Here is a 566-nt window from a genome sequence, read left to right on the forward strand (position 1 = left end):
CTGGTCATCCGCAACACGGCCAATGCCGCCCGGGCCGAAGCCGACGATGCCGCGGGCCACCCCCTGCCCGAGGCGCCGCACGGCGACCCCGAGCGCCAGGCCCTGCTGCACGAAGTGCTGGCCAGCCTGAACGCCACCGAGATGGCGCGGCGGCGCTTTCGCGAGATCGCGCGCGTGTCGGGGCTGATCTTCCAGAGCCACCCCGGCGAGCGCCGCAGCGCCCGCCAGCTGCAGGCGTCGTCGCAACTGTTCTTCGAGGTCTTTCGCAAATACGACACCACCAACATGCTGCTGCGCCAGGCCGACGAAGAGGTGCTGAGCCAGGAGCTGGACGTGGCCCAGCTGCTGGCCGCGCTGCGCCGCATGCAGGGCCAGCAGCGGGTGGTGCGGGCGCTGCTGCGGCCGAGCCCGTTCGCCTTTCCGCTCATGGTGGAGCGCTTTCGCGAAAAGCTCACCAACGAGCACCTGGCCGACCGCATCGCGCGCATGCTCGCGCAACTGGACAGTGCCGCCGACGCCCGCGGCCCGGCGGCCGAGGCCGCGCCCCGCATGCAGGACGTGGTGCC

The 566-nt window shown here is 72.3% G+C and carries 1 pseudogene; it reads left to right on the forward strand.

Annotation, left to right across the window (positions count from 1 at the left end):
- Positions 1 to 566: pseudogene (locus AC27IQ_RS26830) on the forward strand (DNA ligase-associated DEXH box helicase); the annotation flags it as partial.

The sequence above is a fragment of the Acidovorax sp. KPB24-07 genome (assembly GCF_057543315.1).